We start from the raw sequence: 20803 nt of genomic DNA on the forward strand, positions 1-20803 counted from the left end.
AGGGGAGTGAAGCATGCAGGTCTATCTCACGCATACGACCGATGCGCTGGAGAACTACTACGGCCCCCGCGCCCTCGCTGCGCTCCGCCAGGTGGCCGAGGTCCGCCTCAACGAGACCGGCCGCCACCTCGCCGGGCGCGAACTGGCCGAGGCCGCCGCCGGCTGCCAGGCCATCGTCAGCTACCGTCAGTCGCCCGGCGAGGCCGCGACCTTCGAGCATGCCCCCGACCTCGTCGCCTTCCTCCGCTGCGCTGTCGACATCCGCAACGTCGATGTCAAAGCGGCCAGCGCCGCCGGCATCCTCGTGACGCAGGCGACGCCCGGCTTCATTCCCTCGGTCGCCGAGCTCGTTCTCGGCCAGATGGTCGATCTCGCCCGCGGCATTGGCGCCGCCGCCGCCAGCTACCATCGCGGCGAGGTGCCCACGGCGCGGATGGGCGCTCAGCTCAGCGGCAGCACCCTCGGCATCATCGGCTACGGCGCCATCGCCCGTCACCTCGCCCCGATCGGCCTCGCCCTCGGCATGCGGGTGCTGGTGACGGACCCCCATGCCCGCGTCGAGGATGCCCGCATCGAGCAGGTGGAGCAGGACCGGCTGCTGGCCGAGAGCGACTTCGTGGTCTGCCTCGCCATCGCCAACGAGCAGACCGAGAACCTGCTGAACGAGGCCGCCTTCGCCCGGATGAAGCGTGGCGCCTTCTTCCTAAACCCTTCGCGCGGCAACCTGGTGGACGAGGCCGCCCTGCGCGCCGCGCTCGACAGCGGCCAGCTCGCCGGCTGCGCCATGGATGTCGGCCGCGCGCCGGACCAGATGCCGACGCCCGACCTCGCCGCCCATCCGAAGGTCATCGCCACGCCGCATGTCGGCGGCCTCACCCCGGCGGCGATTGAGCATCAGGCCTTCGATACGGTGCGTCAGGTCACGGCTCTCGCCGAAGGCCGCCTGCCGGACCATGCCGTGAATGCCGACCGCGCGCATCGCCTCTCGCGCCTCGGCATCCGACCTTAAACCGGCCTGGCTTGGCCAATCTCCAGCTGCCAACCCGCCGCCGTCAGCGGGAACTCCTTCACCGTATTGCGCACCGCGATCTGGTAGACGGGCTGGAACAGGATGATGTGGTTGGCCTGGTCCACCATCGCCCGCTGCCACTCCACCCAGAGCGCCGCGGCCTTCGCCTTGTCCGTCTCCTGCGCCGCGCGCTTGACGAGGCCGGTCATCTCCGGCGGCACGGTCCAGTGGACGCGCCTCGCCACCCGCTCGACGACGGCAGCGGCCCAAAGCTCGTTCTCCACCGCCGGCGGGTTCCAGAAGGTCAGCACCCCACCCTGCGCCCGCCCGGTGGTGAAGCTGGTGCGCAGGTTGACCTGATCCATCGGAGCCAGCTTCACCCGGATGCCGACGCGGCCGAGATCCGCCTGGATCTTCTGCGCCAGCAACTGGTACGAGACGCCCGCCACCGCCGCATTGCCATAGGCGATCTCGAACTCGAACCCCTCCGCGAAGCCGCCCTCTCGCAGTAACTGCTTCGCCTTATCCAAATCCTGCTTGAACCCGACCTCCCGCGCCACCGTCTCCGTGCTGCCATTCACCCCGATCGGCAGGAAATGCGCCGGCCTGAGCGCCGCGCCGCCCAGCATGCTGTTGACGATACCGTCATAGTCGATGGCATGGCCGATCGCTTGCCGGCACGCCTTCTGCGCCAGCGCCCGGTTGAACTCGGCATTCTGCGTCAGCGCCATGTAGACGAAGTCGAGGCTCGGCAGCCGCTCCGCCCGCACCTGCGGCTCGTCCTTCAGCGTGGCGATCTGCTCGGGAATGAGGTTGAAGGCCGCCTGGATGTCGCCGCGGCGGATCGCCAGCAGCTGCGCCGCGCTGTCACTGAAATGCCGGATCACCACCCGCTCATAGGCCGGCGCCCCGCGCCAGTGATGCGGGTTGCGCACGAGCTGGATCTGCTGGTTCCGCTCCCACCTGACGAGCCGGTACGGCCCGGTCCCGGCGCTGTTCTGGTTCAGCCAGTCCGTCGCCTTATCCGCCTCCTTGGCATCCGGCCCCATGCTCCCGCCATGCTGCGTCACCAGCTTCTTCTCGGTGATGCCGAAGCTCGGCGCGCAGAGGATGTTGAGCAGCGGCGCGGCCGGGTCGTTCATGACGAGGTCGATGGTCCTCGCATCGACGATCTCGCAGCGGTCGATCGCCTTCACATATTGCTGCGTCTGCTCCTTCATCCGGATCAGCCGCTCGAAGGTGAACTGCACGTCCTCCGCCGTCACCGGCGCGCCGGAGGCGAATTTCACCCCCTCGCGCAAGGTAAAGCGCCAGCCCTTGCCGTCCGGCGTCCGCGCCCAGGCGGTGGCGAGCGCCGGCTTCGGCTCGATGTAGTCGCCGGGCATCAGCGTCACCAACGGATCATAGGTCGCCGCCAGCGTCATCGGCGGCGTGTATTGCGCCTGCTTGACCGGATCGAGGGTGATGGTGTCGCTGATGTCGATGCCGATCACCAGGGTCGCGCCGCGCGTCTGCGCATAGGCCTGGCCCGCCGGCAGCAGCGCCGAGCCCGCCGCCAGCCCCATCAACTGCAGCACATCCCGGCGCGCGATCGGCCGCGCGGTCTCGTCCAGCTCCATCGGACCCCTCCCAGGGCTGGCCGCGCGGTTTGCCCGCGCCGGCTGATACGGCACGATAGGAGCCGAACGAGGGGGAAGGGAAGCCATGCCAGGAATGATCGGCGTCGGGATGGTCGGCCTCGGCATGGCCGTCGCTCCGCATGCCCTCGCGCTCCGCGATCTCGAGGCCGCCGGCCGCGCCCGCCTCCTCGGCGGCTTCAGCCCCTCCGCCGAGCGCCGCGCCGGCTTCGCCGCCCGCTGGGGCGCGCCGGCCTTCGACAGCCTCGACGCCCTGCTTGCCGCCCCCGGCCTCGATCTCGTCCTGGTCCTGACGCCGCCCGCCGCCCATCTCCCTGTCGCCGAGGCCGCCGCCGCCGCCGGAAAGCACCTGCTCGTGGAGAAGCCCCTCGAATTCGACCTTGCCCGCGCCGAGTCCTTGGTGACGATGGCGGAACGCGCCGGCGTCACCCTCGGCACCGTCTTCCAGCACCGCTTCCGCCCCGCCGCCCTCCGCCTGAAATCGGCGCTGGAGGACGGGCTGCTCGGCACCCCGCTCTCCGCCTCCGCCACCATCCGCTGGTGGCGCGACGCCGCCTATTTCGCGCAAGCCGGGAGGGGGATGAAGGCGCGCGACGGCGGCGGCGTGCTGCTGACCCAGGCGATCCACAGCATCGACCTGCTGCTGCATCTGATGGGTCCCGTCGCCGAGGCCGCCGCCTTCGCCCGTACCAGCCCGCTCCGCGCCATCGACACCGAGGACATCGTCGCCGCCGCCCTCCGTTTCGCGGGCGGCGCCATCGGCACACTGGATGCCACCACCGTCGCCCGCCCCGGCTTCCCCGAGCGGATCGAAATCGCCGGCACGCGCGGCAGCGCCATGCTTGTCGCCGAACGGCTGGAACTTCACCCCGAGGGCGCGCCGCCCGAGATCATCGACCACGGTAGCGCCGGCGGTGGCGGCGCCGACCCCATGGCCTTCGACCATGGCCCCCACCGCGCCCTGCTGACCGAGATGCTGGATGCCATCGCCGCCGCCCGCCCGCCCTCCAATTCCGGCGCCAGCGCGCTCGCGGTGCAGCGGCTGATCGAGGCGCTGCTGCGCGGGGCAGGGCAGGGGCGTTTCGTCACGCTATAAATGATGGACTATAACGGCCTGGGTTGCCCCCGCTCCACGACAGGCCCACATTGCGCCCCGAGCCTGGCGGGGCCTGCCCCGCCCAAATAGCCAAGGAGACCCCCATGGCCTATCCGACCGTCCAGCTGCACATCAACGGCGAGTGGCGCAACAGCCGCTCCGGAAAGATGCTCCAGGTCATCAACCCGGCGACGGAGGAGGTGATCGGCGAGGTCGCCCATGCCGGGACCGACGACCTGGACGAGGCGCTGGACGCCGCCGAGCGCGGCTTCGCCACCTGGAAGAAGGTCTCCGCCTTCGAGCGCGCCAAGCTGATGCGCAAGGCCGCCGACATCCTCCGCTCCCGCGCCGACGAGATCGCCGCGCTGATGACGGCCGAGCAGGGCAAGCCGCTCCCCGAGGCGAAGATGGAGACGCTCGCCGGCGCCGACATCATCGACTGGTTCGCCGAGGAAGCCCGCCGCGCCTATGGCCGCGTCATCCCGGCCCGCGCCGAGGGCGTCTACCAGCTCGTGGTGAAGGAGCCAATCGGCCCCGTCGCCGCCTTCACGCCCTGGAACTTCCCGATCAACCAGGTCGTCCGCAAGCTCTCCGCCGCCGTCGCCACCGGCTGCTCGATCATCGTGAAGGCCCCGGAGGAGACACCGGCCTCCCCGGCCGCGCTGATCCGCTGCTTCGTCGATGCCGGCCTGCCCGCGGGCGTCGTCGGCCTCGTCTACGGCATCCCGGCCGAGATCAGCGAGTATCTGATCCCGCATCCGACCATCAAGAAGGTGACCTTTACCGGCTCCACCCCGGTCGGCAAGCAGCTCGCGGCCCTCGCCGGCCAGCACATGAAGCGGGTGACGATGGAGCTCGGCGGCCATGCCCCGGCCATCGTCTTCGACGACGCCGATCTCGACCTCGCAGTGAAGACGCTCGCCGGCGCCAAATTCCGCAATGCCGGCCAGGTCTGCGTCAGCCCGACGCGCTTCCTCGTGCAGGAAAAGCACTACGAGCCCTTCGTCGAGAAATTCGTCGCGGCGGCCAAGGCGGTGAAGGTCGGCAACGGCATGGAGCAGGGCGTCCAGATGGGCCCGCTCGTCCATGAGCGCCGCATCCCCTGGATGGAGGGCCTCATCGCCGATGCCCGCCAGCGCGGCGCCGAGGTCCGCACCGGCGGCGAGCGCATCGGCAACAAGGGCTACTTCTTCCAGCCGACGGTGCTGACCGGCGTCACCAAGGAGGCGCGGATGATGAACGAGGAGCCCTTCGGCCCGCTCGCCATGATCGCGCCCTTCCGCGAGTTCGACGAGGTGGTGGAGGAGGCCAACCGCCTGCCCTACGGCCTCGCCTCCTACGCCTTCACCCGCTCGGCCAAGACGGCGAACGCCATCGCCGCCAAGGTCGAGAGCGGCATGATGACGATCAACCATCTGGGCCTCGCCCTGCCCGAGGTGCCCTTCGGCGGCATCAAGGACAGCGGCTACGGCTCCGAGGGCGGTTCGGAGGCCATCGAGGCCTACCTGAACACGAAGTTCGTCAGCCAGGCCGGCCTCTGAGCCGTCATCGAGGGGGACATCGTCCCCCTCGAACTTCCCGACCCGGTCAACGGGCCGGAGGATCCGTCTCGATCCCTGCCGCCTCGTAGGCGGAGCGCGCCTCGGGCCCGGTCAGCCAGCGCAGCAGCGCCTCCGCCGCCACCGGCGCCCCGGGCGCCAGCGCCGCGCTGTAGGTCGTGTAGGACTGCAGCTCCGCCGGCAGCGGTCCCAGATAGCGCAGCTCGCGCACCTTGCGGATTTCCGTGATGGCGCCGAAGCCGATCTCCTGCCCCCGCCCGTGCAGCAGGTGCGCCATGACCTCCGCGCCGGTCCGGTAGCGCCGTGCCTTGGGCGCTACCGCCGCGGTGAGCCCCATCCGCTCGAACAGCCGTTCCATGTAGAGCCCCGTCGAGGCCCGGTTGAAGACCACCGACTGCGCCCCGACCACCGCGCGCCGCAACCCCTCGGCATCCGTTACCGGGCCGATGGCGACATCCGGCCGCACCACCATCCCGACCCCGACCCGCCCGAGCGTCACCGGCTGCCCCGCCAGCCGCCCCGCCTGCGCCAGCCCCACCATCAGCGAGTCCGGCCCGATCAGCAGCTGTGGCGCATCGCCATCCGCCAGCGCCTGCTGCAGGGCCGGCGCGGTCGCATAGCGGATCTGCACCGAATGGTCCGAGGCGTTGCGGAAGGCCTGCACCGCCTGCGCCAGCCCCGGCTCCATCGCCCCGGCGCTCATCACCTCCAGCTCCGCCGCGCGCGCCATGGGAGCCAGGAGGACCGAGGCCGAGACGAGGGCCAGCAACCGACGATACATGCGCATCCTCTGGAAGGTCAGTGCCGACGCTCTACCCTGCCGCCCGCTCCAAGCCTACCGTTTGCCGCGCATGTTCCGCCCCCGTGCCCAGGGCCATGCTCCGGGCCTAGCCGCTGCCGATTGACCGCCCCGCCCGCCGCCCGCAGCATGGCGCCATGCCAGCCAGAGCCGGGACCGCCGAAAGACCCTCCCGCCAGGCCTGGCTGATGCTCGCCGGCGCCTTCGCCGCCTTCACGGTTGGCGCCAGCCTGATGCATTCCTACACCGTCTTCCTGCTCGCCTTCGTCGCCGAATTCGGCTGGTCCCGGGCGGAAAGCTCGCTCGCCTATTCGGTCGGTCAACTCGTCGGCGGCGCCAGCTCGCCTTTGGTCGGCGGCCTGGTGGACCGCATCGGCGCCCGCCGCTGCGTCCTGCTCGGCGGCTGCCTGCTGACGCTCGGCCTGCTCGGCAGCGCCTTCGCCACCGAGCTGTGGCAGGTGGTCTTCCTCTACGGCGTGGTGATGACGGTCGGCGCCAACTGCCTCGGCCTGCTGGTCTTCGTCCCGCTCGTCTCGCGCATCTTTCACCGCCAGCGCGGCATGGCCGTCTCCATCCTGCAATCGGCCAATGCCTTCGGCCGCGCCTTCTCGGCCCCGACTAGCCAGATGCTGATCACCGGCCTCGGCTGGCGCGGCGCCTATCTCGCGGCGGCGGCCAGCATGGCCGTGCTGATCCTGCCGCTGGCCGCCATCTTCCGCCGCAGCCCCGCCATCCCTGCCATGGGCGACGGCGCCGCCACCACCGCACCGCGTCACTGGACGCTGGCCGAGGCCATCCGCACCCGCGCCTTCTGGCTGCTCTTCCTCGTCTACATGTGCACCAGCATCGGCAGCTTCCTGGTCTCGCTGCACCAGATCGCCTTCGCCGTCGATATCGGCTTCGACCCGCTCTATGCTGCCGGCGTGCTCGGCATGGGGGCCTTCCTCGCCTTCCCCGGGGTGATCCTCACCGGCACGCTCTCCGACTATATCGGCCGCGAGGCCTCGGCGCTGCTGACCTACGGCATCTCCATCCTCGGCGTCGTCTGCGCGCTGCTGATCACCTCGCCCGACCAGCACCTGCTGCTCTGGCTGCATGGCTGCGCCTTCGGCCTGACCTGGGGCGCCCGCGGCCCCGCCATCACGGCGAAAACGGCCGACCTTTTCCCCGGCCCCCGGCTCGGCACCATCCTCGGCGTCATCACCATCGGCTCCGGCCTCGGCGCCGCCATCGGCTCCTGGGCCGCCGGCTGGATCTTCGACGTCACCGCCAGCTACCGCGTGGCCTTCCTGCTCTCGATCGCGGCTTATGCGGCGGGCTCGGTGGCCTTCTGGGCATTGCGCCGGCCGATGCGCTGACCGAACCTCCTCGGATACAGCAAGAGGAGAGGGGGCATGGATCTCGGTCTCAAAGGCCTCAGGGCCATCGTCACCGGCGGCAGCAAGGGCATCGGCCGCCGCTGCGCCGAGCTCTTCGCGGCCGAGGGTGCCCATGTGGCCCTCTGCGCCCGCGACGCGGCGGAGGTCGAGGCCACCGTCGCCGCACTTCAGGCGCAAGGCGTCACCGCCTTCGGCTAACCCGTCGATGTCACCGACAAATCCGCGCTGAAAGCCTGGGTCGCCGCCAGCGCCGCCGCCCTCGGTGGCATCGACATCGTCGTCTCCAATGTCTCGGCGCTGGCGGTCGATGACGGCGAGGAAGCCTGGCGCCGCGGCTTCGAGACCGACCTGATGCACACGATCCACACGGTGGGCGCCGCGCTCCCGTACCTGGAGGCGTCGAAGTCAGCCTCCATCACCATCATCTCCTCGGTCTCCGGCCGCGAGCTCGACTTCACCGGCCCGGCCTACGGCGCCTTCAAGGCCGCGCTGGTCCACTACGCCCAGGGCCTCGCACACCGCCTCGCGGGGAAGGGTATCCGCGCCAACACCGTCTCCCCCGGCAACACTTATTTCGCGGGCGGCATCTGGCAATGGATCGAGCGGAACAACCCCACGCTCTTCGCCGAGGCGCTGGCGCCCAACCCCACCGGGCGCATGGCGACGCCCGAAGAGATCGCCCGCGGCGTCGTCTTCCCGGCGAGCCCCGCCTCCTCCTTCACCACCGGCACCAACCTGGTGATCGACGGTGCGCTCACCCGCGGCGTGCAGCTGTGATCAAACCGTCTCCAGCTCCCGCAGACTTGCCGGCACCGGCTTCGGAATGAGGCAATCCGGCAGCGGCTTCCCGCTCCCCGCGGTGGGCCGAGGCTTGGGCGAGGGCGGCGTCGAATCCGGCCGCCAGCCGCCGCCATCGCTGCGCTTCAGGTTCCGCAACTCGCGGATGGCGAGGACCAGCGGCACCCCGAAGCTGAGGCCGCCGCTGAGCAGGACGAAGACTTCCGGCGCCATCCATACCACCTCCTCGGAACCGTGCGAGCATACCCACCCCGCACCCCCGTGATGCAAGCGCTGCATCGACACAGCAACCGGTAGCGCCCTATCCTTCCCATCCAACGGGAGAGCCGGATGCCACCCGACCAGACCAACCCCCCCGCCTATGTCCCGGCCCCGCTGCCGCCCGACGCCCCGCCGCCCGGCGAGATCCGCACCATCCAGCCCGGCCTGCTTCGCGCCCGCATGCCGCTGCCCTTCGCGCCCGGCCATGTGAACATCTGGTTCCTCGAGCATGAAGGCGGCTGGCTCGCCATCGACACCGCCATCGCCAGCCGCACCACCCGCGGCCATTGGGACCAGCTTCTCGCCCAGCCTGCGCTCGGCGGCCGGCCGCTGACGGCGCTGCTCGTCACCCATTTCCACCCGGACCATATCGGCCTTGCCGGCTGGCTCTGCGAGCGCTTCGGCATTCTGCCGATGATGACGCGGATCGAATGGCTGATGGCCCGCGCCCTTTGGTACGACAGCGGCCCGGACATGATGGCCCAGCAGATCGAGCACTATGCCCGCGCCGGCTGCCCGCCCGAATTCATCGCCTTCGTCGAGGGCCGCGGCGCCCTCTACCAGCGCGCCGTCGGCGAACTCCCCCGCAGCTTCCACGCGCTGAAGGACGGCCGCAGCACCACCATCGGCGGCACCGAATGGCGAGTGCAGACCGGCGCCGGCCACGCCCCCGACATGGCGACGCTCTACAGCCCCGAGCGCGGCATCCTGATCTCGGCCGACCAGATCCTGCCCCGCATCTCCCCCTATGTCGGCCTCCATCCCGGCGAGCCGGCGGCCGACCCGCTCGGCGACTTCCTCGGCAGCAACGACCGCTTCCGCGCCCTGCCGGAGGACACGCTCGTCCTCCCCAGCCATGGCGAGCCCTTCACCACGCTGCACCGCCGCCTCGACATGCTGGCTGCCCACCATGCCGAGCGCCTCGACGCCCTGGCCGAGGCCTGCCGCGAGCCGCTCACCGCCTATGAGGCCGCGCAATTCCTCTTCCCCCGCGCCGCGCAGGAGATAGGGCAGGTGAGCTTCACCGTCGGCGAGACGCTGGCGCATCTCCGCCGCCTGGAACGCCAGGGCCGGCTGCGCGTCGAGCCAGGCGAGGTTGCCCGCTTCCGGACCATCTGATGCCCACCGAAACCGAGATCGCCATCATCGGCGCCGGCGCCGCCGGCATCGCCGCCGCCACCCGCCTGGCCGAGCTCGGCCGGTCCTGCTTGGTGCTGGAAGCCGGCACCCGCCCCGGCGGCCGCGCCCATACCGACACCGCCAGCCTCGGCACCCCCTTCGACCGCGGCGCCTCCTGGCTCCATGTTGCCGAGCACAACCCGCTGACCCCCATCGCCCGCCGCCTCGGCTTCACCCTGTATGAAGGCGAGCGCCGCCGCCGCGACATCCTCCTCATCGGCGACCGCCATGCCACGCCCGAGGAGAAGGCCGCCCACGACGCCGCCTGCGACGCCTGGGAGGAGGCCGCCGAGGCTCGCGCCGCCCAAGACGGTCCCGACATCCCGATCGCCGATGCCGTCCCCCATGGCGGTTATTGGGATGCCACCGCCTCCCACTGGCTCGGCACCACCATCTGCGGCGTGGAGCCCGAGCGGAACAGTCTGCGCGACTACATCGACACCGGCCTCGACGGCGAGAACCCGCAAGTGAAGGAGGGTTTCGGCACCCTCGTCGCCCGCCTCGCCGAGGGCCTGCCGATCCATCTGGTGACGCCCATCCATGCCGTCCGCGCCGACCGTCACATCACCCTCGAGGGTCCGCGCGGCACCATCCGTGCCCGCGGCTGCATCGTGACACTCTCGACCGGCGCGCTCGCCTCCGGCGCGCTCCGCTTCTCCCCCGGCCTCCCCGCCGAGGTCGATACCGCCATCGCCGGCCTGCCGATGGCCCTGCTCTCCAAGATCGCGCTCCGTGGCACCTTGGGCCTCGCCCCCTTCGCCCGCCTCGGCCGCCGCGTCGAGGGGGAGGGGGACAGGCCGATGTCATGGGTCGTCGGCCCCTTCGGCCGCGACCACGCCATCGGCTTCCTCGGCGGCGAGTCCGCCTGGGCGCTGGCCCGCGAAGGCCCCGCCGCCGCCGAGGCATACGCCCGCGCCGACCTCGCCCGCTATGTCGGCAAGGCCGAGGTCGCCCGCGCCTTCCCGCATCCAGCTATCGCCACCGACTGGGGCGAGAACCCGCTCTTCCTCGGCGCCTACACCTATGCCCGTCCCGGCGCCGCCGGTGCCCGCGCCGCCCTCGCGGAGGCCCGCCCCGCCGATGGCCGCATCCGCTTCGCCGGCGAGGCATGCCACACCCGCTATGCCGGCACCGTCGGCGGCGCCTGGGCGAGCGGCATGGCGGCAGCCGAGGCGTTATCCGCTACGCTCGGCCGATGAACCGCACCCTCTTCGCCGCCGAGGCCGCCGCCAGCGCCGATCGCGTCATCGCGCTGACCCGGGCCTTGGTCGCCATCCCGTCCCCCAACCCGCCCGGCGATGTCCGCGCCTGCGCCGAGACCGCCGCCCGCCTCATCCAGGATCTCATCCCCTCCGCCGAGATCGCCCTCCACCCCACCTCCGACCAGGTCACCAACTTCGTCGCCCGAGTGAGGGGCCATGCCCCAGGCCGCCGCCTGGTCTTCAACGGCCATCTCGACACCTACCCGGTGAACGAATCCCTGCCCTGGACCGTCCCACCCCTCGGCGGCCTGCTGCGCGAGGGCCGCCTCTACGGCCGCGGCACCGCCGACATGAAGGGCGGCATCGCCGCCTCCATCACGGCGCTGTCGCTACTCGCCGCCCACCCCACGCTCTGGCGCGGCGAGGCCGTGCTGACCCTGGCGGGCGACGAGGAATCCATGGGTCCCCTCGGCACGAAATGGCTGATGGACACCATCCCCGAGGCCACCGGCGATGCCGTCATCATCGGCGATGCCGGCAGCCCCCGCGTGCTCCGCTTCGGCGAGAAGGGCTTCCTCTGGATCGAGCTCGAGGCCACGGGCCGCGCCAGCCACGGCGCCCATGTCCATCTCGGCATCAACGCCCTCGACCGCCTCTGCGCCGCGCTCGATGCCGTCCGCACCCTCCGCGACCTGCGTCCCGAAGCCCCACCCGCCGTCACCGCCGCCATCGCCGCCGCCCGCCCCATCTCGGAACCCCTCTCCGGCCCCGGCGAGGCCGAGGTTCTCGGCAGCGTCACGGTGAATATCGGCCGCATGGAGGGGGGCACCTCGACCAACCTCGTCCCCGCCAGCGCCCGCGCCGGCATCGACATCCGCCTCCCCGTCGGCCTTCCCTGCGCCACCGCCGAAGCCGCCCTGGCAGCGACGCTGAATGGCCGCGACGGCATCGCCTGGCGCATCCTCCGCCGCTTCGAGCCGAACCACACCGACCCGCAGCACGAGCTGGTCCGCCGTGCCGCCGCGGCCGCCAGCGAAGTGCTTGGCTCCCCCTGCGTCGTCAACATGCGCGTCGGCGGCTCCGATGCCCGCTGGTTCCGCATGGCCGGCCTGCCGACCATCGTCTACGGCCCGACCCCGCACAACATGGGCGGCGCCGACGAGTACGTCCTCGTCGATGAACTTCTCCAGGTCGCCCAGGTCCATGCGCTGACCGCCCTCGACTTCCTCGCCGCATGAGCCAGGCGCTGCCCCGCCTCGCCGCGATGGGCGACACCGCCCGCGCCATCCTCTGGATGCTGGCCTCCGGCGTGCTCTTCATCCTGCTGAACGGCACCCTCCGCCTGCTGGCGCAGCAGCTCGACCCCTTCGTCGCAGGCTTCCTGCGCTACAGCTTCGGCGTGCTGGTGATGCTGCCCTTCATCCTGCGCGCCGGCTGGGCCGCCTACCGCCCGGCCAATCTCTCGGGCCAGATCTGGCGTGGCGCCATCCACACCTCCGGCCTGCTGCTCTGGTTCATCGCCGTGCCGCATGTACCGCTGGCCGATATGACGGCGCTCGGCTTCACCACGCCGCTCTTCATCATGCTCGGCGCCGTCGTCTTCCTGCGCGAGCGGATGGTCGCCGCCCGCTGGGTCGCGGCACTGATCGGCTTCTGCGGCGTGCTGATCGTCGTCTCGCCCAACCTCTCGGGCGGGGCAGGGGCCTATGGCTTCGTGATGCTGGCCTCCTCGCCGCTCTTCGCCGCCTCCTTCCTCATCACCAAGGCGCTGACGCGGCGGGACGCGCCGCATGTCATCGTCGTGTGGCAGTCGCTTGCCGTCGCGCTGTTCAGCCTGCCCTTCGCTCTGCCGCATTGGGACTGGCCGACACCTGCGCAATGGGCCGCCTTCGCCTTCTGCGGCGTCATCGGCACGGCGGGGCATATCTGCCTGACGCGCGCCTTCAAGCTGGCCGACATGTCGGTGACGCAGCCGATCAAATTTCTCGAACTGGTCTGGGCCTCGCTCTTCGGCCTCGCCGTCTGGGGCGACGTGCCGGGGACGGCCACCTGGATCGGCGGCCTCGTCATCTTCGCCAGCACGAGCTGGATCGCGCGGCGGGAGTCTCGGAAGCAAGGTTGAGGAGGGCGCTGCCCTCCTCAAACTCCACCCGCCAAGGGCCGAAGAGCCCCTGGACCCCTCGAGTTCTAGGCTGCGGCCTTCGCCTCGCGGCGGCGGGCCGTCAGGATGAACTCGGTGTAGCCATTCGGCTGCGCCGCGCCCTTGAAGATCAGGTCGCAAGCCGCCTTGAAGGCCACACCCTCATAGCCCGGCGCCATCGGCGTATAGAGCGGGTCGCCCGCATTCTGCCCATCGACGACCTTCGCCATCCGCTTCAGCGTCTCCATCACCTGCGCCTCGGTGGTGATGCCGTGCTGCAGCCAGTTGGCGATGTGCTGCGCGCTGATGCGCAGAGTCGCGCGGTCCTCCATCAGCCCGACATCGTGGATGTCCGGCACCTTGGAGCAGCCGACGCCCTGGTCGATCCAGCGCACCACATAGCCGAGGATGCCCTGGCAATTGTTGTCGAGCTCCGCCTGCACAGCATCCGCCGGCCAGTTGGTGTCGGTGGCGAGCGGGATGCTGAGGATCTCCTCCAGCTTCGCCCTGCGGCCGCCCTGCGCCAGCTCCTCCTGCCGCGCCGCCACATCGACCTCGTGATAGTGCAGCGCATGCAGCGTCGCGGCGGTGGGGGAGGGGACCCAGGCGGTATTCGCGCCCGCCTTCGGGTGCCCGACCTTCTGCTTCAGCATCTCCGCCATCGCATCCGGCGCGGCCCACATTCCCTTGCCGATCTGCGCCCGCCCGCGCAGCCCGCAGGCCAAGCCGACCTCGACATTCCATTCCTCATAGCCCTTGATCCAGGCCGTGCCGCGCATGTCGTTCTTGCGCAGCACCGCGCCGGCCGCCATCGAGGTATGAATCTCGTCGCCGGTGCGGTCGAGGAAGCCGGTGTTGATGAAGGCGACGCGGTCCTTCGCCGCGCGGATGCATTCCATGAGGTTCACCGTCGTGCGGCGCTCCTCATCCATGATGCCCATCTTCAGCGTCGCCCGCGGCAGGCCGAAGGCATCCTCCACGCGGCCGAACAGCTCGTTCGCCCAGGCCACTTCCTCCGGTCCGTGCATCTTCGGCTTGACGATGTAGACGCTGCCCGCCCGGCTGTTGCGGCCCTTGCCCTGCCCACGCAGGTCGTGCAGCGCGATCGCCACGGTGCACATGGCGTCGAGGATCGTCTCCGGCGTCTCCTGGCCGTCGAGCGTCACCACATCGGTCATCATGTGATGCCCGACATTGCGCACCAGCATCACCGAGCGCCCATGCAGCGTCATCGCCCCGCCGCCCGGCTTCAGATAGGTCCGGTCGGCGTTGAGCTTGCGAATGAGCGTCTTCCCGCCCTTCTCGAAACTCGCCTCCAGCGTGCCGTTCATCAGCCCGAGCCAGTTGCGGTAGACGACGACCTTGTCCTCGGCATCCACCGTGGCGACGCTGTCCTCGCAATCGATGATGGTGGTGACGGCCGCCTCCAGCACCAGATCGGCGACGCCCGCCGGGTCGTCCCTGCCGATCGGGTGGTCGCGGTCGATCACCAGCTCCGCATGCAGCCCGTGATGGACGAAGAGGATGGCCGAAGGCGCCGCCGGCTCGCCCAGATAGCCGACGCACTGCCCCGGCTGGGCGAGCCCGACGCTCCGCCCGTCCTTCAGCCCGACCGCCAGCGCCCCGGCTGCGATCGCATAGGACTTCGCCTCCGCATGGGAGGCCCCGCCCGCCAGCGGCGCGATCCTGTCCAGCGTCGCCCGCGCGAAGGCGATCACCTTCTCGCCCCGCTTCGGGTTGAAGCCCCGCCCGCGCTCCGCTCCATCCGTCTCGGGGATGGCATCCGTGCCATAGAGCGCATCATAGAGGCTGCCCCAGCGCGCATTGGCGGCGTTCAGCGCATAGCGAGCATTGGAGACGGGCACGACCAGCTGCGGCCCGGCGACGGTGCCAAATTCGGCATCGACATTGGTGGTGGAAACCTGGAAGGCCGGCCCCTCGGGGACGAGGTAGCCGATCTCCTTGAGGAAAGCGGTATAGGCCGCCTGATCGACCGGCCGCGCCGGGTTCGCCCGGTGCCACTCGTCAATCTTCGCCTGCAACTCATCCCGCCTGGCCAGCAGCGTGGCATTGCGCGGGCCGAGATCGCGGAGGATGGCGGCATAGGCGGACCAGAACCGCTCCGGCGCGACGCCGGTGCCCGGCAGCGCCTCCCGCTCCATGAACTCCTTAAGGGCCCGTTCGACGCCGAGCCCCGCGACCTCAACCCGCTCCGCCATGCCAACCTCCCTGAATTCAGGGGCTACCTAGGCGAAACAGCGCCTCCCGCAAAGGGGCGCGGGCTTTCACGCATCAAGGACGCTGCGCTGGTTCTTGGCGACCAGGGTGCGGAAATGCGGCGCCAGCGCCTCCTCCGGCAGCCCCCAGGCCTCGGCGAAGCGGCGGACGAGGTCCTGCTCGCCCTGCTCCGCCTCGCCATCGCTCATGGCGCTGTCGATCATGTTGAGCAGGATGCAGAGCCGCTGCTCCGGCCGCAGCCGCGGCGTGGCATCGGCCAGGAACTGCTCCGGCTTCGTCGCCCGCGCATAGCGCAGCGCCGCATCCAGCCCCTGCCGCGTCATCCCCCGCCCGAGGGCGGAGAGCAGGTGGCCAACCTCCTCCTCGTCCATCTCCCCATCCGCCGCCATGCAATAGATCAGCGAGACGGCGAGGCAGGTGCGCGGCGTGAGGTCGAGTGATGCGGATTGCGACTTGAACATGCCGAACATGGACATCTCCCAAAGGCTTGAAGCGCCAGCGAGATAGCCGAATATGAACGCCGCGTCATCTTCAAGAAAGGTTACAATCCAGTCTGGTCGAGCCGCAGGATTGCCCGCGCCATGGCCTGCGCCCGCGGCACCAGGCTCGCCACCTCCAGATACTCCTCCGGACTGTGCGCCTTGCCCCCCACCGGCCCGACGGCGCAGATGGTCGGCGCCCCAACCGCCGCGGTGAAGCCGCTATCGGCGCAGCCCCCGCTGAACTCCCCGGTGATGGCAAGTCCGCTCTCCCCAGCCGCATCCCGGTACATGTCGAAGAGCCGCGCCGCCGCCGGCGTCTGGGTCAGCGGCAGGAACTCGCCCCGGATTGCCAGGCGCGAACGCGTCCCCGGCACATAAGCCCGCTCGACGATGGCGTGGATCTTCGCCATGACCTCGTCCCGGTCGGCCGGCTCCTTGTAGCGCAGGTCGATCTGTCCCTGCGCCCAGGGCGCGACGGTGTTGACGCTCTGCCCGCCCGAGACGAGGCCGACATTCACCGTGATCCCCCGTGCGAGGTCGGTCAGCGCGTGCAGCGCCGTCACCTTCGCCGCCAGCTCGCCAATGGCGCTGATGCCCGCCTCGAAATTGCCGCCCGAATGCGCCGCCTTCCCCTCGATGTCGAAAATGGAGAAGACGCCGCCCTTCCGCCCCGTCACCACGCCGCCATTCGGCCGCCCAGGCTCGGAGTTGAAGACCACCCGCGCCTCCCGCGCCGTCGCCTCGATCACTTGCCGCCCCTCCGGGCTGCCGATCTCCTCGTCGCCGGTGAAGAGCCCGACCAGCGGCCCCGGTGCCCCGCCGAAGCGCTGGAAGCCGGCCAGGACGAACATGTTCATTACCAGCCCCGCTTTCATGTCGGCGACGCCCGGCCCAGTGGCGATCCCGTTCTCGATGCGGAAGGGCCGCCGCTCCGGCTCGCCCTTGGGGAATACCGTGTCCCGGTGTCCCATCAGCACGATCTGCCGCTTCTCGTTGCCCGAAGAGAGCGCCTCGCCGCCCGCCACGCGGACCTTCAGGCAGTCGCCATACTTCTCCTGCGGGATGACCTCGACCGGAATGCCCTCGGCGGCCATGAAGTCCTGCACGATCCGCCCGACCGCATCGACCCCCGGCTTGTCGTAGCTGCCGCCATCGGTGTTCACCATGGCTTCCAGCACCTTGAGCATCGCCTCCTGCTGGGTGGCGAGCCAGGCGGTGACGGCGGATTCGGTGCTCATGCGGGCCTCGTCGAAGGGAAGGCGCGCAGCCTGTCCCCGCCGCCCCGCCGCGGCAAGAGGCCCCTTCCGCTCCCGCTCTGCGCCCCCATCTCGGTCCCGCAAGGGAAGGAGAAGGCATGCCAGCACCAATCGCCATCTTGGGCGCCACCGGCGGCATCGGCGGCGCGCTCGCCCGGCGCCTCGCCGCGCGCGGCGCCCCGCTCCACCTCATCGGCCGGGACGCCACCCGGCTCGCCGCGCTGGCCGAGGAACTCCACGCCCCCTCCGCCGCCTGCGACGTCACCGACCCGGCCGCGCTCAAGGCCGCCATCGCCGCCGCCGGCACCCCGCTCGCTGGCCTCGCCTTCTGCATCGGCTCCATCGTGATGAAGCCGCTCGCCCGCGCCAACGCCGCCGACTTCGCCGAGACATTCGCCCTCAATGCGACCGCCGCAGCGCTGGCCGTCCAGGCCGCCGCCCCGGCGCTGGCGGCGGGGCAGGGCAGCGTCGTCCTCTTCTCCTCCGTCGCCGCCCGCGCCGGCTTCCCCGGCCATGCGGTGATCGGCGCCGCCAAGGCCGCGGTCGAGGGATTATCCCTTGCCCTCGCCGCCGAACTGGCGCCATCCGTGCGGGTGAACTGCATCGCCCCCAGCCTCACCCGCACAGGCATCGCCACACCCATGACGAAGAACCCGCAGATGGCGGACGCCATCGCCAAGCTCCACCCCATCCCCCGCCTCGGCGAGGCCGAGGACGCGGCGGCGCTGGCCGATTTCCTCCTCTCCGACGCTTCGGGCTGGATCACCGGCCAAGTAATCGGCGTCGATGGCGGCCGCTCCAGCCTGCGCGGCCGCGGCTGATGCTGCGCCGCCACCTGCCGCTGCTGGCCCTGCCAATCCTCAGCTGGCCCGCCGGCGCCATCCCCGCCGTCACCCGCTTCCGCATCATGCGCGAGGGCAGCGCCATCGGCACCCATACGGTGACGCTGAGCGAGGCCGGCGGTGCGCTGACCGCCCGCAGCGAGGTCGCCGTCCAGGTGAAGCTCGTCGGCATCACCGTCTTCCGCCTCACCCATAATTTCACCGAGGTCTGGGCCGGCGACCGCCTCCGCTCCGTCACCTCGCACCATGACCGGAACGGCACGGTGAAGGACATGACGGCCCGCGCCGAGGGCGGTGCCATCCTCGTCCAGGGCCCCGAAGGCCCGCTCCGCCTCCCGGCCGAGGCCGCGCCGTTGAGCTGGTGGGATGCACGCCGCTTCGATCGACCGCTCTTCGACAGCGAGACCGGCAAGCCGCTCCGCCTGCAATGGACCCGCACCCCCGGCCCCGGCGCCGCCACCACCTGGCGCGCCACCGGCGACGAGGAAGGCGAGGGCCAGTACGCCGCCGACGGCACCTGGCTCGCCTGGCGCACCAAGGGCGAGGACGGCAGCCTCGTCATCTATGAAAGGGCCTGATGGGCGTCCTCCGCCTCGTTCTCGGCGACCAGCTCTCTCCTGACATTGCCGCCCTCGAGGGGATCGATGCGGCCCGCGACGTGGTGCTCATGGCCGAGGTCATGGGCGAGTGCACCTATGTCCCGCACCACAGGCAGAAGCTGGTGCTGGTGCTCTCCGCCATGCGCCACTTCGCGGCAGAACTCCGCGCCCGCGGCCTCACGGTCGACTACATCCGCCTCGACGACATCGGGAACGCCGGCACCCTGACTGGCGAAATCGCCCGCGCCATCGCCCGCCACCGGCCCGAAGGCGTCATCGCCACCTTTCCCGGCGAATGGCGCGTGCTGGAGGCGATGCGCACCTGGGAGGATGACCTCGCTCTCCCCGTCGAGATCCGCGAGGATACCCGTTTCCTCTGCCCGCTCCCCCGCTTCCGCCGCTGGGCCCAGGGCCGCCGCCAGCTACGGATGGAATTCTTCTACCGCGAGATGCGCCGCGAGACCGGTCTGCTGATGGACCCGGACGGCCCCGTTGGCGGTCAGTGGAATTACGACGCCGAGAACCGCCGCCCCTTCGCCTCTGGCCTCACCGCGCCGCCGCCGCGCCGCACGCGGCCCGACGCGGTGACGCAGGAGGTGATCGCCCTCGTCGAGGCGCGCTTCCCCACCAATTTCGGCACGCTCGACGCCTTCGCCTGGCCCGTCACCGCCGCCGAGGCCGAGGCCGCCCTCGGCGACTTCATCGCCGCCCGCCTGGTCCGCTTCGGCGATCACCAGGACGCCATGGCGAGCGGCGAGCCTTTCCTCTTCCACGCCCTGGTCTCGACCAGCCTCAATCTCGGCCTGCTCTCCCCTCGCGCCTGCTGCGAGGCCGCCGAAGCGGCGTACCGCGCCGGCCGCGCCCCGCTGAACGCCGTCGAGGGCTTCATCCGCCAGATCCTCGGCTGGCGCGAATATGTCCGCGGCCTCTACTGGCTGAAGATGCCCGACTACGCCCGCTTCAACGCGCTGCAGGCGACGCGCCCGCTCCCCTGGTCCTGGTGGGGCGGCGAGACGCGGATGAACTGCATCAGGCAGGTCGTCCGCCAGACCCGTGACTTCGCCTATGCCCACCATATCCAGCGGCTGATGGTCACCGGCAACTTCGCCCTCATCGCCGGCCTCGACCCGGCGCAGGTGAACGAATGGTACATGGCCGTCTACGCCGATGCCTATGAGTGGGTGGAACTCCCCAACACCCATGGCATGGCGCTGCACGCCGATGGCGGCATCATCGCCAGCAAGCCCTATGCGGCGAGCGGCGCCTATATCAACCGCATGTCCGACTACTGCCGCCTGTGCGCCTATGACGTGAAGGCCGCCACCGGCCCCGATGCCTGCCCGATGAACGCCCTCTACTGGGACTTCATCGCCCGCCACGAGCGCCGCTTCGCCGGCAACCCCCGCATGGCCATGCCCCTACAGATCCTCCGCAAGATGTCCCCGGAAAAGCGCGCCGCCCTCCACGCCCAGGCCGCCGCCTTCCTGGCCGGGCCGGAGCTGCGTCCCGAGGCTTGACCCGCCCCCGCCGCCGCGCATCATCGCGGCCAGCAACGCCGCGGGAGATCGCATGGCCGACGAGATCGAATGGATGCGCCTCACCGCCGAGGAGCTGCGCGCCCGCGCCGCCGAGGATGCGCTGGTCATCATCCCCGTCGCCTCGCTCGAGCAGCACGGCCCGCATATGGCGACCGGCGTCGACATCGTCCTCGGCACCGCCGTCGCCGAGGAAACAGCGCGCCGCCTCGGTGGCCCCGTGGTCGTCACCCCCTGCGTCTGGACCGGCCTCGCCGAGCACCATATGGATTTCGGCGGCACGGTGACGCTCGATTACGCCAGCTTCGCCGCCGTCCTCCGTGGCATCGTGAAATCCGCCGCCCGCCACGGCTTCAAGCGAATGATGCTGATGAACGGCCATGGCGGCAACGCCGAGGCCGTCGCCGTCGCCGCCGGCGAGTTTTCCATCGAATTCGATATCCGCGTCGCCGCCGCCACCTACTGGCACGCGGCGCCGGAGGTCATCGCTCCGCTCCTCGAGCGCCAGCCCGGCCTCATGCATGCCTGCGAGGCGGAGACCAGCCTGATGCTCCACCTCCGCCCCTCCAGCGTCCGCACCGAGCGCCTGCCGGAGGCCCACGGCCCCCACTCCACCCGCGTCGAGGGCCAGCCTACCGGCCTCGCCCTCCGCCGCTCTTTCCGGGCGATCTCGCAAAGCGGCGTCATCGGCGACGCCCGCCTGGCGACGGCCGAAAAGGGCGCGCGCCTGCTCGACGCCATCGCCTCCCGCATGGCCGAGCTGCTCCGCAACCCGAAGCTCTGGGCCTGACC

18 protein-coding genes and 1 pseudogene are annotated in these 20803 nt (G+C 70.7%); 13 read left to right on the top strand and 6 right to left on the bottom strand.

Features of this window, described 5'->3' with window-relative positions; all coding sequences use genetic code 11:
* Positions 1–13 precede the first annotated feature (13 nt).
* Positions 14–1009, top strand: a complete 996-nt coding sequence (locus EP26_RS04465) for an NAD(P)-dependent oxidoreductase (RefSeq protein WP_043336296.1) — start codon at positions 14–16, stop codon at positions 1007–1009.
* Here the strand turns inward: EP26_RS04465 and EP26_RS04470 are convergent.
* Complete coding sequence (locus EP26_RS04470) at positions 1006–2628, bottom strand: ABC transporter substrate-binding protein (protein ID WP_043336298.1); 1623 nt, start codon at positions 2626–2628, stop codon at positions 1006–1008. The genes EP26_RS04465 and EP26_RS04470 overlap by 4 nt on opposite strands.
* Before the next feature lie 85 nt (positions 2629–2713).
* On the opposite strand from EP26_RS04470, the gene EP26_RS04475 reads away from it, so the two are divergent.
* Positions 2714–3742 carry a Gfo/Idh/MocA family protein gene (locus EP26_RS04475; protein WP_043336306.1) on the top strand — a complete coding sequence of 343 codons (1029 nt, stop codon included), beginning with the start codon at positions 2714–2716 and terminating at the stop codon, positions 3740–3742.
* Between the two features lie 104 nt (positions 3743–3846).
* Positions 3847–5283: an NAD-dependent succinate-semialdehyde dehydrogenase gene (locus EP26_RS04480; RefSeq protein ID WP_043336307.1), complete on the top strand. Its 1437-nt coding sequence runs from the start codon at positions 3847–3849 to the stop codon at positions 5281–5283.
* Positions 5284–5329: 46 nt separating this feature from the next.
* Here EP26_RS04480 and EP26_RS04485 read toward each other — a convergent pair whose 3' ends face one another.
* Positions 5330–6082, bottom strand: coding sequence for a molybdate ABC transporter substrate-binding protein (locus EP26_RS04485; protein WP_043336309.1), 753 nt, complete (start codon positions 6080–6082; stop codon positions 5330–5332).
* Positions 6083–6237: 155 nt separating this feature from the next.
* Here EP26_RS04485 and EP26_RS04490 point away from each other — a divergent pair, with 155 nt between their 5' ends.
* Together EP26_RS04490 and EP26_RS04495 are read left to right on the top strand one after the other, a co-directional pair.
* Positions 6238–7458, top strand: coding sequence for an MFS transporter (locus EP26_RS04490; RefSeq protein WP_043336311.1), 1221 nt, complete (start codon positions 6238–6240; stop codon positions 7456–7458).
* 36 nt (positions 7459–7494) lie between these two features.
* Positions 7495–8256: pseudogene (locus EP26_RS04495) on the top strand (SDR family NAD(P)-dependent oxidoreductase).
* On the opposite strand, the gene EP26_RS04500 reads toward EP26_RS04495, so the two are convergent.
* The gene (locus EP26_RS04500; RefSeq protein ID WP_043336314.1) at positions 8257–8490 is read right to left on the bottom strand and encodes a hypothetical protein; all 234 of its coding nucleotides are present in this window, start codon (positions 8488–8490) and stop codon (positions 8257–8259) included.
* Positions 8491–8607: 117 nt separating this feature from the next.
* On the opposite strand from EP26_RS04500, the gene EP26_RS04505 reads away from it, so the two are divergent.
* The 4 genes from EP26_RS04505 to EP26_RS04520 are packed head-to-tail and all read left to right on the top strand — an operon-like array spanning position 8608 to position 13041.
* Entirely contained in the window at positions 8608–9657 is a 1050-nt protein-coding gene (locus EP26_RS04505) for an MBL fold metallo-hydrolase (RefSeq protein WP_052388792.1), read from the top strand.
* On the top strand, positions 9657–10916 hold the full coding sequence (locus EP26_RS04510; protein WP_043336317.1) for a flavin monoamine oxidase family protein: 1260 nt from the start codon (positions 9657–9659) through the stop codon (positions 10914–10916). The genes EP26_RS04505 and EP26_RS04510 overlap by 1 nt, the downstream gene beginning before the upstream one ends.
* Entirely contained in the window at positions 10913–12157 is a 1245-nt protein-coding gene (locus EP26_RS04515; protein WP_043336320.1) for a M20/M25/M40 family metallo-hydrolase, read from the top strand. The genes EP26_RS04510 and EP26_RS04515 overlap by 4 nt, the downstream gene beginning before the upstream one ends.
* The gene (locus tag EP26_RS04520) at positions 12154–13041 is read left to right on the top strand and encodes a DMT family transporter (protein ID WP_084112318.1); all 888 of its coding nucleotides are present in this window, start codon (positions 12154–12156) and stop codon (positions 13039–13041) included. Before EP26_RS04515 ends, EP26_RS04520 begins: the two co-directional genes overlap by 4 nt.
* A 65-nt stretch (positions 13042–13106) precedes the next feature.
* On the opposite strand, the gene EP26_RS04525 is transcribed toward EP26_RS04520, so the two are convergent.
* From EP26_RS04525 to EP26_RS04535, 3 genes are all read right to left on the bottom strand, one after another.
* On the bottom strand, positions 13107–15278 hold the full coding sequence (locus EP26_RS04525) for a malate synthase G (protein WP_043336321.1): 2172 nt from the start codon (positions 15276–15278) through the stop codon (positions 13107–13109).
* Between the two features lie 66 nt (positions 15279–15344).
* Complete coding sequence (locus EP26_RS04530) at positions 15345–15767, bottom strand: tellurite resistance TerB family protein (RefSeq protein WP_043336322.1); 423 nt, start codon at positions 15765–15767, stop codon at positions 15345–15347.
* A gap of 71 nt (positions 15768–15838) precedes the next feature.
* Positions 15839–17017, bottom strand: a complete 1179-nt coding sequence (locus tag EP26_RS04535; RefSeq protein WP_043336323.1) for a M20 family metallopeptidase — start codon at positions 17015–17017, stop codon at positions 15839–15841.
* A 116-nt stretch (positions 17018–17133) separates the two neighbouring features.
* On the opposite strand from EP26_RS04535, the gene EP26_RS04540 reads away from it, so the two are divergent.
* The 4 genes from EP26_RS04540 to EP26_RS04555 are packed head-to-tail and all read left to right on the top strand — an operon-like array spanning position 17134 to position 20801.
* On the top strand, positions 17134–17856 hold the full coding sequence (locus EP26_RS04540) for an SDR family NAD(P)-dependent oxidoreductase (RefSeq protein ID WP_043336324.1): 723 nt from the start codon (positions 17134–17136) through the stop codon (positions 17854–17856).
* Positions 17856–18455, top strand: coding sequence for a DUF6134 family protein (locus EP26_RS04545; RefSeq protein WP_043336325.1), 600 nt, complete (start codon positions 17856–17858; stop codon positions 18453–18455). Before EP26_RS04540 ends, EP26_RS04545 begins: the two co-directional genes overlap by 1 nt.
* Positions 18455–19993, top strand: a complete 1539-nt coding sequence (locus EP26_RS04550) for a cryptochrome/photolyase family protein (protein WP_043336326.1) — start codon at positions 18455–18457, stop codon at positions 19991–19993. Before EP26_RS04545 ends, EP26_RS04550 begins: the two co-directional genes overlap by 1 nt.
* A gap of 52 nt (positions 19994–20045) precedes the next feature.
* Entirely contained in the window at positions 20046–20801 is a 756-nt protein-coding gene (locus EP26_RS04555) for a creatininase family protein (protein WP_043336327.1), read from the top strand.
* Positions 20802–20803: the final 2 nt, after the last annotated feature.

Origin of the sequence: Belnapia moabensis DSM 16746 (assembly GCF_000745835.1) — a bacterium.
GTDB classification, from domain to species: Bacteria; Pseudomonadota; Alphaproteobacteria; order Acetobacterales; family Acetobacteraceae; genus Belnapia; species Belnapia moabensis.

Excerpts from the sequence above, each read along its gene's own strand:
- EP26_RS04465 (WP_043336296.1), top strand. The coding sequence starts at position 14 with ATGCAGGTCTATCTCACGCATACGACCGATGCGCTGGAGAACTACTAC.
- EP26_RS04470 (WP_043336298.1), bottom strand. The coding sequence starts at position 2,628 with ATGGAGCTGGACGAGACCGCGCGGCCGATCGCGCGCCGGGATGTGCTG.
- EP26_RS04475 (WP_043336306.1), top strand. The coding sequence starts at position 2,714 with ATGCCAGGAATGATCGGCGTCGGGATGGTCGGCCTCGGCATGGCCGTC.
- EP26_RS04480 (WP_043336307.1), top strand. The coding sequence starts at position 3,847 with ATGGCCTATCCGACCGTCCAGCTGCACATCAACGGCGAGTGGCGCAAC.
- EP26_RS04485 (WP_043336309.1), bottom strand. The coding sequence starts at position 6,082 with ATGTATCGTCGGTTGCTGGCCCTCGTCTCGGCCTCGGTCCTCCTGGCT.
- EP26_RS04490 (WP_043336311.1), top strand. The coding sequence starts at position 6,238 with ATGCCAGCCAGAGCCGGGACCGCCGAAAGACCCTCCCGCCAGGCCTGG.
- EP26_RS04500 (WP_043336314.1), bottom strand. The coding sequence starts at position 8,490 with ATGGCGCCGGAAGTCTTCGTCCTGCTCAGCGGCGGCCTCAGCTTCGGG.
- EP26_RS04505 (WP_052388792.1), top strand. The coding sequence starts at position 8,608 with ATGCCACCCGACCAGACCAACCCCCCCGCCTATGTCCCGGCCCCGCTG.
- EP26_RS04510 (WP_043336317.1), top strand. The coding sequence starts at position 9,657 with ATGCCCACCGAAACCGAGATCGCCATCATCGGCGCCGGCGCCGCCGGC.
- EP26_RS04515 (WP_043336320.1), top strand. The coding sequence starts at position 10,913 with ATGAACCGCACCCTCTTCGCCGCCGAGGCCGCCGCCAGCGCCGATCGC.
- EP26_RS04520 (WP_084112318.1), top strand. The coding sequence starts at position 12,154 with ATGAGCCAGGCGCTGCCCCGCCTCGCCGCGATGGGCGACACCGCCCGC.
- EP26_RS04525 (WP_043336321.1), bottom strand. The coding sequence starts at position 15,278 with ATGGCGGAGCGGGTTGAGGTCGCGGGGCTCGGCGTCGAACGGGCCCTT.
- EP26_RS04530 (WP_043336322.1), bottom strand. The coding sequence starts at position 15,767 with ATGTTCGGCATGTTCAAGTCGCAATCCGCATCACTCGACCTCACGCCG.
- EP26_RS04535 (WP_043336323.1), bottom strand. The coding sequence starts at position 17,017 with ATGAGCACCGAATCCGCCGTCACCGCCTGGCTCGCCACCCAGCAGGAG.
- EP26_RS04540 (WP_043336324.1), top strand. The coding sequence starts at position 17,134 with ATGCCAGCACCAATCGCCATCTTGGGCGCCACCGGCGGCATCGGCGGC.
- EP26_RS04545 (WP_043336325.1), top strand. The coding sequence starts at position 17,856 with ATGCTGCGCCGCCACCTGCCGCTGCTGGCCCTGCCAATCCTCAGCTGG.
- EP26_RS04550 (WP_043336326.1), top strand. The coding sequence starts at position 18,455 with ATGGGCGTCCTCCGCCTCGTTCTCGGCGACCAGCTCTCTCCTGACATT.
- EP26_RS04555 (WP_043336327.1), top strand. The coding sequence starts at position 20,046 with ATGGCCGACGAGATCGAATGGATGCGCCTCACCGCCGAGGAGCTGCGC.